Origin of the sequence: uncultured Vagococcus sp. (assembly GCF_963518325.1) — a bacterium.
In the GTDB taxonomy this organism is placed as follows: Bacteria; Bacillota; Bacilli; order Lactobacillales; family Vagococcaceae; genus Vagococcus_D.
Genome location: NZ_CAUQJB010000017.1, coordinates 1 through 12,742, shown reverse-complemented (window position 1 = coordinate 12,742; position 12,742 = coordinate 1). Strand labels below are relative to the sequence as shown.

At 39.4% G+C, this 12,742-nt stretch carries 7 protein-coding genes; all 7 read left to right on the top strand.

The annotated features are described in order from the left end of the window. Positions 1-46: 46 nt before the first annotated feature. A complete protein-coding gene (locus tag RWN13_RS13850) occupies positions 47-1,342 on the top strand; it encodes an extracellular solute-binding protein (protein WP_314064733.1) in 1,296 nt (431 codons plus the stop codon). 244 nt (positions 1,343-1,586) lie between these two features. Then, on the top strand, positions 1,587-2,459 hold the full coding sequence (locus tag RWN13_RS13845; protein ID WP_314064730.1) for a sugar ABC transporter permease: 873 nt from the start codon (positions 1,587-1,589) through the stop codon (positions 2,457-2,459). Continuing rightward, positions 2,452-3,285, top strand: coding sequence for a carbohydrate ABC transporter permease (locus RWN13_RS13840; protein WP_314064727.1), 834 nt, complete (start codon positions 2,452-2,454; stop codon positions 3,283-3,285). Before RWN13_RS13845 ends, RWN13_RS13840 begins: the two co-directional genes overlap by 8 nt. Positions 3,286-3,306: 21 nt before the next feature. Continuing rightward, positions 3,307-5,502 carry an alpha-galactosidase gene (locus RWN13_RS13835; protein ID WP_314064724.1) on the top strand — a complete coding sequence of 732 codons (2,196 nt, stop codon included), beginning with the start codon at positions 3,307-3,309 and terminating at the stop codon, positions 5,500-5,502. After that, positions 5,499-7,496 carry a beta-galactosidase gene (locus tag RWN13_RS13830; protein WP_314064721.1) on the top strand — a complete coding sequence of 666 codons (1,998 nt, stop codon included), beginning with the start codon at positions 5,499-5,501 and terminating at the stop codon, positions 7,494-7,496. The genes RWN13_RS13835 and RWN13_RS13830 overlap by 4 nt, the downstream gene beginning before the upstream one ends. Positions 7,497-7,538: 42 nt before the next feature. After that, entirely contained in the window at positions 7,539-9,302 is a 1,764-nt protein-coding gene (locus tag RWN13_RS13825; RefSeq protein WP_314064718.1) for a beta-galactosidase, read from the top strand. Between the two features lie 183 nt (positions 9,303-9,485). Next, positions 9,486-12,143, top strand: coding sequence for a cation-translocating P-type ATPase (locus RWN13_RS13820; RefSeq protein ID WP_314064715.1), 2,658 nt, complete (start codon positions 9,486-9,488; stop codon positions 12,141-12,143). Positions 12,144-12,742: the final 599 nt, after the last annotated feature.

Genomic DNA, 12,742 nt, shown 5'->3' with positions numbered 1-12,742 from the left:
GGTATATTGAGGGTGTTAAAAATAAAAAGAGACAAGGAGAATCATGATGAAAAAAGTAAAAATATGGTTGGTGCTTATCGTAAGCGTTTTATTGATTGCCGGTTGTTCAAGTAAAGAAGACGCAGCCAAGTCCGAAAAAGATAATAAAATAACTGTTTGGGCTTGGGATGAATCATTTAATATTAAAGCGGTTAACGAAGCTGTTAAAGCATATGAGAAAAAAGAAGATGTCAGTGATTTAGAAGTAGAAGTCGTAACAATGGCCCAAGACGACATTGTTCAGAAGTTAAACACTAGCTTGTCTTCTGGAAACTTGGATGGGTTGCCTGAAATTGTATTGATCGAAGATTATCGCATTCAAGGGTATTTGACTTCCTTCCCTGATTCATTTACGCCTTTAACAGACATTGTAAAAGAAGCTGATTTTTCTGAATATAAATTTGCTGTTAATAAAGTTGGTGATGAAATTTACAGTGTTCCCTTTGATTCAGGTGTGGCAGGTTTGTTTTATCGGACAGATTATTTAGAAGAAGCGGGCTATCAGGCAGCAGATATGAAAGATTTGACTTGGGAAAACTATATCAAAATTGCCAAAGATGTCAAGAGTAAAACAGGTAAAAATATGATTGCCTTAGATCCCAGTGACTTAGGTACTTTGAGAATCATGATGCAATCTGCGGGCTCTTGGTATTTAAATGAAGATGGTGAAACCTTAAATATTAAAGATAATAACGTCTTAAAAGAAGCCTTGAAGGTTTATGTGGATCTGATGAAAACAGATGCAGTAACCCAAATTTCTGATTGGGATTCTGGCGTTAATGCAGTGAATTCTGGAGCTGTTGCTTCTTCTCCGACAGGTGCCTGGTATGCCGGTACGATTATGGGGGCAGAGGACCAAAGCGGTAAATGGGCCATTGCCGAGATTCCCCGTTTAGGGAATGTTTCTGAATCAATTAATGCATCAAGTATTGGTGGAGCTAGCTGGTATGTCTTGAAGGATGTTGGCAATACTAAGTTAGCTAAAGAATTTTTAGGAGCGACCTTTGCCACAGATGTTGATTTAATGAATACCTTAGCGGCTGAGATTGGTTTGGTAAGTACTTTGAAAGCTGCCAGAGACGGTGAGAACTACAAAGAGGAAAGTGAATTTTTCAGTAATGAAAAAATCTTTGAAAATTTTTCAAATTGGTCAGCAGAAGTTCCAGCAGTTAACTACGGTTTACATACATATGCCATTGAGAACATCTTTACAGAGTACGTCCAAAAAATTATTGGTGGTGCCGATATTGATAAGACCTTAGAAGATGCTCAGAAGCAAATTGAAGCTGCGATTCAAAATTAAATGAAAGAATAGGTTGAAAAGCTCAATACGTACTCGACATCAGAGTGAATTGAGCTTTTCACTTTCAAATGTTCGTCCTTGTTCAGCGGTGAATAGACAAACCGAAGACATGAAAAGAGTCATATTTTCGGTTTGCCAATTCCCTGTCAGTCTTTTAGAAACAATATGAATTCATAAGACAAAAATGTAATGAAACAAATAGGATATTGGCGGAATGTGCTTATTCAAATTAGGAGGTATCAGAATGAAAAAGAACAAAGAATCATTAATCGGTTATCGTTTTACGATTTTAGCTGTCGTTCTTATTGTTATTTTAGTATTTGTTCCAATGGTTCAGGCCTTGGTTATGTCTTTTCAAACAGGGACACCGATGGCGATGAAGTTCGATGGGTTAGCTAATTATCAACGGATGCTATCCGATTCGACTTTTAAAAAAGCGGCTCTTAATACCTTGCTATACTTAGCAGTGCAAGTGCCTATTATGATTATTTTATCGATGATTATTTCTGTTTTTTTAAATCAAAAGGACTTAAAATTTAAATCGTTTTTTAGAATTGCTATTTTTTTACCTTGTATCACGGCTTTAGTTTCTTATTCATTAATCATGAAAACATTGTTTCAAGAAAGTGGGTTAGTTAATACGATTCTTATGAATATCCATGTGATTGGAGAGCCTATTCAATGGTTAACACACCCAGTTTGGGCGAAGGTTTTAATCATCATGTCAATTACTTGGAGATGGACAGGCTACAACATGATTTTCTTCCTTTCGGGTTTGCAAAATATTGATCCTTCAATTTATGAGGCAGCAGAGATTGATGGCACAAATGAAATTCAAAAGTTTTTCCGGATTACAATGCCAATGTTAAAACCGATTATTTTATTTACGACCATTACCTCTACTATCGGGACATTACAACTTTTCGATGAGGTGAATAATATTACAGGAGGCGGGCCAGCTAACGCCACAATGACCTTGTCTCAATATATCTATAACCTGAGTTATAAATTTACGCCTAACTTTGGTTATGCAGCAGCGGTATCCTTTGTGATTGTGATTGCAATTGTTATTTTAGCAATGATTCAAATGAAATTAGGAGGAGATAAAGATGAGTAGAAGAGCAGGCAATATTTTTAAATACATCTTCCTGTCGATAGCGGCATTTATTTCAATTTTTCCCTTTGTTTTTATGATTTTAGGTATGACCAATAAGTCAATCGACGTGAGCACAGGGAAATTACAAATAGGGTCGGAACTCATACCCAATATGACGCATCTTTTTGAAAATACCTTGAATTTCAAAGGAGCCTTTTTGAATTCATTGGTCATCGCTATTATAACAACTGTTCTGGCCTTAGTGATTTCATCATTAGCTGGTTATGGCTTTGAAATATATAAGACGAAAGTCTCAGATCGAATATTTAATGTGATTTTATTGTCGATGATGGTTCCTTTTTCAGCGTTGATGATTCCTTTGTATCGGATGTTTGGCAAAATGAATGGGGCGGGATTTAAAGGGCTCGGCTTAAATTCCTATTTCTCAGTAATTATCCCCGCGGTAGCCACAGCCTTTTTAATTTTTTTCTTTAGGCAAAATATCAAATCTTTTCCGAAAGAATTAGTAGAAGCCGCTCGAATTGATGGTTTAAATGAGTTGACAATCTTTTTTAGAATCTTTGTACCAATCAATAAAAACACCTATGCAGCAGCGGCGATTATTACTTTTATGGGATCATGGAACAGTTATCTTTGGCCATTAGTTGCATTGCAGTCTCCAGAAAAAAGGACGCTGCCACTGATTTTGTCAGCGATGGGAGCATCGTACACACCTGATTATGGCATGATGATGTGTGGGATTGTCTTGTCAACCTTGCCAACGGCCATCTTGTTCTTTATGATGCAAAAACAATTTGTTCAAGGCATGATTGGTTCGGTTAAATAATTGAAAAAAGGAGGACCTACCATGGTTGAAATCTTAGTCAATCAACAAAGTAACATTTTTCATCTTAAAAATGACACAATGAGTTATGTCATTAAAGTGGAGGAGCAGGGACTTGTGTCCCACCAATACGTGGGATCTCCTCTTGTGAGCTATGAAGGGGGGAGGAATTATCCGCGAGTTGATCGCTCTTTTTCGCCTAATTTTTATGCAGCTGAAAATCGTTTGTACTCTCGGGATACGCTACCGCAGGAGTTTAGTTCATACGGCAGTGGCGATTTTAGAACTACCGGTGTTAAAGTGAAGCAAGCAAATGGTTCAAATGTGGTTGATTTTCGTTTCGACTCATACGAGCTATTGGACGGAAAGCCACCACTAGAGGGATTACCTCATTTTTATTCTGATCAAGCTAAGACGCTGATAATCAAATTAAAAGATAGACTGATAAATGGGTTAACATTGTGTCTGCTTTATTCGATCTTTCCAGAAGGGGCTATTGTTCGATCAACAAAGATTCTTAACAATAGCCAAGAATGCCTGACAATTGAAAAAATCGACAGTTTGCAATTGGACTTTGTTGATGCCGATTATGAGCTAGTCTCCTTGCCAGGTGCCTGGGCAAATGAGCGCCAATTAAAACGCGAACCCTTAGAATCAGGTATCAAGATGTTAAGATCGGAACGGGGATCAAGTAGCCATCAGCAAAACCCTTTTGGGGCTCTGTTGAGAAAAGAAACCAACGAGTTTCAAGGAGAAGTCTTTGGGTTTTCACTGGTTTATAGTGGCAGTTTTCAGTTTACTTTTGAAAAAGAGCAATATGATCAGTTGCGACTTAATATTGGCATGAATGAACAACAATTTAGCTGGGAACTTCAACCTAATGCTAGTTTTCAAACACCAGAAGTCATCATGGTGTATTCCGACCAAGGTCTTAACGGGATGTCAGCTGTTTTCCATCAAATGACTAAGGACTGTCTGTTGCGTGGAAAATATAAAAAGAAAGAACGGCCGATTTTAGTTAATAACTGGGAGGCTACCTACTTTGATTTTGATGAAGGAGCCATCAATCAGTTAATCGATGAGGCGGGTGATTTAGGGATTGAGCTATTTGTTTTAGATGATGGTTGGTTTGGTAAACGAGAGGATGACCGCACGTCTTTAGGGGACTGGGAAATCAACGAGCAGAAGTTGCCTAATGGCTTAACTAAAATGATTGCTCACGGAGCAGAAAGAAAGGTGGCATTTGGTTTATGGTTTGAACCGGAGATGGTTTCTGAAGACAGTCATTTGTTCAGGAATCATCCGGAATGGGTGCTCCAAGTGCCAGGAAGAGAAAAATCCCGAAGTAGAGATCAATTTGTATTAGATTTTTCACGAAAAGATGTCCGGGAACATATTTATCAAAAAATGCAGGTGATCTTGTCTCAAAATGAAATTAGCTATGTGAAATGGGACATGAACCGTCATTTGTCAGAGGTATACTCCGTTGGGCGGCTATCTGCTAATCAAGGTGAAACTCATCATCGTTATGTATTGGGGCTATATGATTTTTTAGAAAAACTAACGACAGAATTTCCAAAAGTCTTATTCGAAAGTTGCTCAGGAGGTGGTGGCCGTTTTGATCTCGGGATGCTATATTACATGCCACAAACCTGGACCAGCGATAACACCGATGCTGTAGCTAGATTGAAAATTCAATATGCAACAAGTCTGCTTTATCCAACGGTTACAATGGGGGCCCATATTTCAGATGTGCCAAATCACCAGACTCAGCGCATCACCTCATTAGAAATGCGAGGCCATGTGGCTATGTCCGGTACTTTTGGATATGAGCTGGATTTAACGGCTATTTCAAAAGAGGAAAAACAAGAAATAAGTCAGCAGATTACCTTTTACAAACAACACCGTCAATTGATTCAATACGGACAGTTTTACCGCTTATTAAGCCCTTTTGAAGGCAATGATTGTGCGTGGATGTTTGTTAGTCCGGACCAGTCTCAGTGTCTCGTTTTTTATTATAATGTCTTGGAACGGGCATCTGCGCCCTTTCGTATATTAAAGCTAGCAGGCTTGTCTGAATCTGCTGTCTATACAAATCAGGAATTGGGTTCTTTTAGTGGTTCTGAATTAATGTGTAGCGGTTTTTATACATCAGTTATAAAAAAAGGTGATTTTAGAAGTGAATGTTATTATTTTGAAAGAAGCGAGGGGAAGAGATGAGGCAAGAGGTAATCTACTATGGCGGAGACTATAATCCAGAACAATGGGACCGTGAAACCATTATGGAAGACATGGAATTGATGAAGAAAGCTGGCGTAAACTATGTCAGCATTAATATTTTTGGCTGGAAAAATATTCAACCAGCAGCTGGTGTTTACGATTTCACTCATTTGGATTGGTTAATGGACCTCTTGCATCAACATAGCATTGCTATTGACTTGGCCAATGGTACGGCATCGCCACCAGCTTGGCTAGTGAATCAATCCCCTGAGATGATGCCAATTGATAGCGCAGGTCAGCGTCTTGTCCATGGCTCACGGCAGCACTACTGTCCAACATCACCTGTTTACCGCAGAGCTATCCAAGAGTTGACAGAAAAGGTAGCTCAGCGTTATGCAAAGCATCCAGGGCTGGTCATGTGGCACATAAACAATGAGTATACCTGTCATGTTCATGAGTGCTACTGTGATCATTGTCGAATGAGTTTTCAAAGCTGGCTAAAACAGCACTACCAGACGATTGACAACTTGAATCACGCCTGGTCGACGACTTTCTGGAGTCAAGCTTACAGTAATTGGCAGGAAATTTTTTTGCCGGAAAGAATGCCAACCTTTAAAAACCCCAGTCAACAGTTAGACTATAAACGGTTTATTTCGGATATGAATTTGGAGCTATTCCAAATTGAAAAACAGGCTATCTCGGCTTATTCTCAGATGCCAATTATGACTAATCTTATGGGGCTTCACGAGCATGTCGATGGCTTTAAGTGGGCGAAAGAAATGGATGTCGTCAGCTGGAATACTTATCCCAATCCTCGCGAAAAAGTCCCTTATGGTCAGTTTTTAGCGAACGATCTAACAAGAAGTTTAAAAAAACAGCCCTTCTTAATTATGGAGCAAGCAACTGGTGCTGTAAATTGGCGTAAGATTAATAAACGTAAAGCACCAGGTCAAATGCGTCTATGGAACTATGAAAGCATTGCTCATGGTGCTGACGGGCTAATGTTTTTCCAATGGCGTCAATCTAAAGGCGGTGCGGAAAAATACCATAGTGCCATGGTACCACATTCCGGAAAATCAACTTCAAGGATTTATCAAGAAGTTGCCCAGCTAGGAAATGAACTAGCTCAGTTAAAGGAGTTGGTTGGAACTCGGTTTGTTGCAGATGTGGCTATTGTTTTTGATTGGGAAAACTGGTGGGCGTTGGAGTTGGATGCTAAACCATCGGCAGAAGTCACTTATATTCGTCAAATGATGCGAGTTTACCAGGCGCTGAGAGAGTCTCATATCAGTGTTGATTTTGTTCACCCGAGTGAGGACTTGTCTGCATACCGGTTGGTGATTGCTCAGAATCTTTATATGATCTCAGCTGAAGACAGTCAGAACTTGGCCAGCTATGTTAAAAAGGGAGGCACACTATTAGCTAACTTTTTCAGTGGTATCGTGGATCAAAACGATAGTGTTTATTTGGATGGTTATCCTGGTGCCTTTAAAGAGGTTTTGGGTCTTGAGGTGGATGAATTTTCACCACTCTACCCAAATGAACAGGGGGCCATCACGGTTGAAGGGCAGTCTTATCAGACCATTATTTGGGAAGAAGAGCTACATCTTCTCGGTGCTGTATCCTTAGGGAATTATGAGAGTGAGGGGTTAGAGGGAATGCCAGCGTTTACTAAAAATGATTTCGGATTAGGGCATGCTTATTATCTGTCGACTCAATTGACTCAGGCTGATTATACCAAATTTTTTAAGCATTTTCTAAAGGAGATGAACTATCAGCCTCCTCTCCAGTTAATTAAGGTGGAAGAGGCTGATGTGTCTATTACATATCGAGAATCTGAGACAGCCATCTATGGTTTTATCCTTAATTATGGGACTCAGCAGGTTAAAATAGCTGTCTTAAAAGAAGGAATTGACTTACTTTCCGACCAGCAGGTAAGCTCAATCGATGAAGTTGATTCTCAAGATTTGAGAATTATTAAATTTAACAAATAGATGATTGAGAAAGATAGTTAACAATCAGAGATGGAGGATGACATGTCACAGATATTTGAAATTAAAGATGATTTTTATTTAGATAACCAACCATTTAAAGTGATTTCAGGAGCCATTCATTATTTTAGAGTAGTGCCGGAATATTGGGAGCATCGCTTGAAAATGTTGCGAAACATGGGGTGTAATACGGTTGAAACCTATGTTCCATGGAATTTTCATGAACCTCGAGAAGGAGAGTTTGATTTTAGTGAAGGGCTAAACATTAGACAGTACATTCAATTAGCCCATGACTTAGGCCTTAAGGTGATTTTGCGACCCTCTCCTTATATTTGTGCAGAGTGGGAATTTGGTGGCCAACCATCCTGGTTATTAAATGACCCTGAGATGCGTGTCAGAAGTAATTACCAACCTTATTTAGCAAAAGTGAAAAATTACTACGAACGTTTTTTTATGGAAGTAAAAGATTTACAAATCACGGCTGGTGGGCCGATTATTATGATTCAAGTGGAAAATGAGTTTGGTGGTTATTCAAATGACAAAGACTATCTAAGGTCAATGGTAGAGCTGCTGAAGATTAATGGCGTAAACGTTCCGTTAGTCACTTCAGATGGTCCGTGGCATGACATGTTGGCTAATGGAAGTCTTCCTGACATGGCCTTGCCGACAATTAACTGTGGTTCAGAGGTTAGCGCTCATTTTAAAAAGCTGCGAGAGTTTCATGGGAAACCTGCTCCCTTAATGGTAATGGAGTTTTGGATAGGCTGGTTTGACGCCTGGCAAGACCCTGCCCATCACACGACAGATGTGGTGGCATGTGCCAACGAGTTGGAGGCTATTTTAAGCGAAGGTCATGTTAATATTTACATGTTTCATGGTGGTACTAATTTTGGTTTTAGTAATGGAGCCAATTATTACGGTAAATTATTGCCTGATACTACCTCTTATGACTATGACGCGCCGTTGAATGAGTATGGAGAGCCCACAGATAAATACGTTGCCTTCCAAAAAGTGATTCAAGGCTATCGACAGTTTGAAATCGAAGAGATTCCGCCTATTAGTCGTTTATCTCCTAGGCGCCTTAGTTTGACTGCTCAAACGGGGTTAACGTCTAATTTAATTCATATTGCCAGCGAATATACTGGCACATATCCTTTAAATATGGAAGCTATGGATCAACCATTTGGTTATGTTTATTATGTAAGTGATATTGGTGGAAAACGAAAAATTGAAGATTTTCGCTTAATTGAGACAGCTGACAGGGCTTCTGTTTACGTTAATGATGAACCAATCTTAACCAAGTACGATACAGATATGGCTGAATCTGTGGCATTTGATTTGACGAGTGATTCCAATCAATTACAGATATTGGTTGAAAATATGGGGCGCGTCAATTATTCTGTGACGATGAACAGTCAGCGTAAGGGGATTGTTGGTGGAGTAATTATCAATGGTGCTTTTCAAACAGGCTGGCGAAGTTATTCTCTGGATTTCGGCAGATTAACTGAACTTGATTATGAGTTAAAAGTCATTGGAAATACACCTACCTTTAATAAATTCGAATGTCAATTAGATGAAGTTGGTGATACTTTTATCGATATGTCCCAATGGGGGAAAGGCGTCGTGTTTGTCAATGGCTTTAATCTAGGCCGCTATTGGCAGGCAGGGCCGCAAACCAAACTTTACATTCCAGGCCCTAAGCTTAAGTTGGGCCTCAATGAAATTGTTATCTTTGAAACAGAGGGCAAGGAACAAAATCAGGTGATTTTAACGGATATTCCTGATGTGACAAATGGCCTTCGTAATTAATAGAAAATAAGCTGCAGCCAGTTGTTGAGACTAATAACGGGTTGCGGTTTTTTTGTGCTGAGTCAAACGGTTAATAGTGAAATTTCATACCAGTCTGAAAAAGATGACTTTTTATTTATTCGGTCTCTTGCTATTCTCAAGTAAGTCAGATGTTGGCGTTTATAACAGGTATGGAGGAATAGGATGAACATTAAACAAGATAGAATAGAACGTATACTGAAGACGGTTAACGTTGATAAAAATAAAGGATTGACAGAGGAACAGATTGATCGGAACCGAGAAAATTACGGTAAAAATGAGTTTGAAGAAACCAAAAAAGAAACGTTGTTTCAAAAGATTTTTCATCATTTATTTGAAGTGATGAATGTTATTTTAATAGCGACATCAGCTTTTTCGTTTATTTTAGCTTTGCAAACGCCAGATGAGGGATATGTTAAGTCTATTGTTATTTTATCAATTGTTATTATCAATATTTCAGTGTCAATTTTCCAAGAAGGAAAGGCGGATAATGCTTTATCTGCGTTAAAGCAATTATCAGCACCTCATTCGGTTGTCCTACGACAGGGGAAAAAGACAACGATTCAATCGGAAGAATTAGTTGTCGGTGACATAATATATTTAAGTGTAGGTGATCAAATAGGCGGCGACGTTCGATTGTTATCAGCAAATTCACTTCAAATTGATGAGTCCTCTTTAAGCGGCGAAAGTATTCCGATTGAAAAGGACCCTGATCAGTTGTTTGAAACAGATGTGCCAATTGGCGATCAACTAAATATGGCGTTTTCTGGCACGAATGTTTTAAACGGCAATGGGCATGGTGTCGTTGTTGCTGTTGGGATTGAAAGTCAGATGGGGCAAATTGCCAAGTTGTTGGTCAGTCAAAAGAAAGATAAAACCCCCTTGCAAAAAAGGATTGATCGATTAGCGAAACGTTTGGCGGTTTTCGCTTTTCTAGCAGGTGGGTTAATTTTTATTATAAATTCGCTTACTTCGTCAGTCCCTGTAGTTGAAAATTTAATGACTGCTGTCATTTTGGGGGTTGCTGCTGTGCCAGAAACCTTGCCAGTAATTGTGACCCTTAGTTTAATATACGGTGTGGAAAATATGGCGCGGAAAAAGGCGATTATTCGTAATATTCCAGCAGTAGAAACACTGGGAAGTGCTTCGGTCATCGCTTCTGATAAGACTGGTACATTGACCCAAAATAAAATGGTTGTTAAGCGTTTGTGGGTCTTGAATGAAACGGTTAAATTTGCGGATGAACAAACAAACTGGAGCGTGGGTGATCGAAAACTAATCGACTATTTTGCCTTAGCATCTAACGCAACGGCAGAACTAAATACGGAAAATGAGTGGGTCGTTCATGGTGATCCAACTGAATCAGCCATTATTCATTTATTAGGAGAACTTGAAGGAACAAAAAGTGAGTTGGAATCAAAATATAAACGAGTATTTGAGTTACCATTCGATTCTTCAAGGAAAAAAATGACCACTGTCCATCAGTTGGATCAGGGCTACCTGGTATTAACCAAAGGAGCTTTTGATCGGTTAACGACAAATCTAACGAATAAGCAATGCTTTGACGAAGCTGAAGCACCAAAGATACATGATGACTTTGCAAAAGATGCCTTAAGAGTTTTGGCATTGTCTTATAAATTAATTGATCAGTTACCAGCCGATGGGAAAGAAAACGAATTGGAAGAGGAACAAACTTTTTATGGGATGATTGGCATTATTGATCCTCCTCGACCGGAAAGCGAGTTAGCCGTTGCAGAGGCAAGAAAAGCAGGCATTAAACCAATTATGATTACAGGTGATCATCTACTAACGGCTAAAGCAATTGCTAAAGAACTTGACATTTACCGAAGTGGCGATTTGGTCATAACGGGTATTGAGTTAGAAAAAATAGAGGATGAAGAGCTGGAAGAAAAAATCGAACAAATCTCTGTTTACGCTCGAGTATCTCCAGAAAATAAAATTAGAATTGTTAAGGCGTGGCAACAAAAAGGTAAAGTAGTTGCCATGACAGGAGATGGAGTTAACGATGCCCCCTCTTTAAAAGCAGCCGACGTTGGGACTGCCATGGGGATTGCGGGGACTGAGGTAGCAAAAAGTGCTTCGGATATTATTTTAGCCGATGATAACTTCGAAACCATTGTCAAAGCGATTTCTGAAGGGCGCCGTGTTTATAGCAATATCAAAAAGACAATCTATTATCTGCTATCTGCCAATGTGGCTGAAATAATTATTATGCTTTTGGCTGCTATTGTTGGATGGGGGATGCCGTTAAACGGTCTTCAACTACTCTTTATAAATGTCTTAGCTGACGGGATTCCAGGATTTGGTTTAAGTCGAGAGAAGGCGGAAGCAGGCATCATGCTTGAGCCACCAGTTGGTGTTGATGAAAGCCTCTTTTCAAGAGGTGGCTACCGACGTATTGTAACAGCTGCTGCCACGTTTACCGTGACATCACTTGTAGCCTTTTATCTAGGGAATTTTGTCGATCTTGGGACGGTGGCGCCTGGTATTGGCGTCGGCCAAACCATGACATTTTTGGTGCTATCTATTTCTTCAACCATTCACATTTTTGTCGCTCGCAGCAATAAGCCACTAATTAAAGCTGGTTTAAGAGAGAATAACATGATTTTGTGGACAGCCCTCTTTTCTCTTGCATTGACGATTATGGTAGCGGTAGTACCTGTTTTAGCTGCTGTATTAGGGCTGGTGTCTTTAGGTATCATACACTGGGCGATTGTCTTAGGATTATCCAGTTATATCTTAGTGGTGGTCGAGTTAGAAAAATACATATTACATCGAATGGGCAAACGTTTTTTTGCCTAAATATAAGAGATAGGCATACTCCCTTGGCGATTGCCAGTTTAACCGACTCTTAACAAGGCCGTTTTAGAATTAAGACTTGTCCGTCGTTTCCACAAAAATTGCGTGATGGTAGGAAAACGTTGAGGGACAATCCAGTTGCTTCATCTTTGAAAAACGGCAAGTGAGATGATAAGGTAAAGATAACATACAGCATAACCCAATAAGCAATTTTTTAAGAAATAAGGGACATTAGGCACAGCTCCGTTCACATCAATCGCTAAGTACAAGAGAGGTACAAAGCATTGAAGGTCGGACCATCATAGTTAAAGGAGTGCCGTTATTCTTAAGGCTTTAGTCTTTAGAGGTAAGGGACACTAGGCACAGCTCCGTTCACATCAATTGCTAAGTACAAGAGAGGTACAAAGCATTGAAGGTCGGACCATCATAGTTAAAGGAGTGCCATTATTCTTAAGACTTTAGTCTTTAGAGATAAGGGACAACGGACCATCATAGTTAAAGGAGTGCCATTATTCTTAAGACTTTAGTCTTTAGAGATAAGGGACAACGGACCATCATAGTTAAAGGAGTGCCGTTATTCTTAAGGCTTTAGTCTTTAGAGG

Coding starts and splice junctions, on each gene's coding strand:
- RWN13_RS13845 (WP_314064730.1), top strand. CDS start 1,587: ATGAAAAAGAACAAAGAATCATTAATCGGTTATCGTTTTACGATTTTA.
- RWN13_RS13850 (WP_314064733.1), top strand. CDS start 47: ATGAAAAAAGTAAAAATATGGTTGGTGCTTATCGTAAGCGTTTTATTG.
- RWN13_RS13840 (WP_314064727.1), top strand. CDS start 2,452: ATGAGTAGAAGAGCAGGCAATATTTTTAAATACATCTTCCTGTCGATA.
- RWN13_RS13830 (WP_314064721.1), top strand. CDS start 5,499: ATGAGGCAAGAGGTAATCTACTATGGCGGAGACTATAATCCAGAACAA.
- RWN13_RS13820 (WP_314064715.1), top strand. CDS start 9,486: ATGAACATTAAACAAGATAGAATAGAACGTATACTGAAGACGGTTAAC.
- RWN13_RS13835 (WP_314064724.1), top strand. CDS start 3,307: ATGGTTGAAATCTTAGTCAATCAACAAAGTAACATTTTTCATCTTAAA.
- RWN13_RS13825 (WP_314064718.1), top strand. CDS start 7,539: ATGTCACAGATATTTGAAATTAAAGATGATTTTTATTTAGATAACCAA.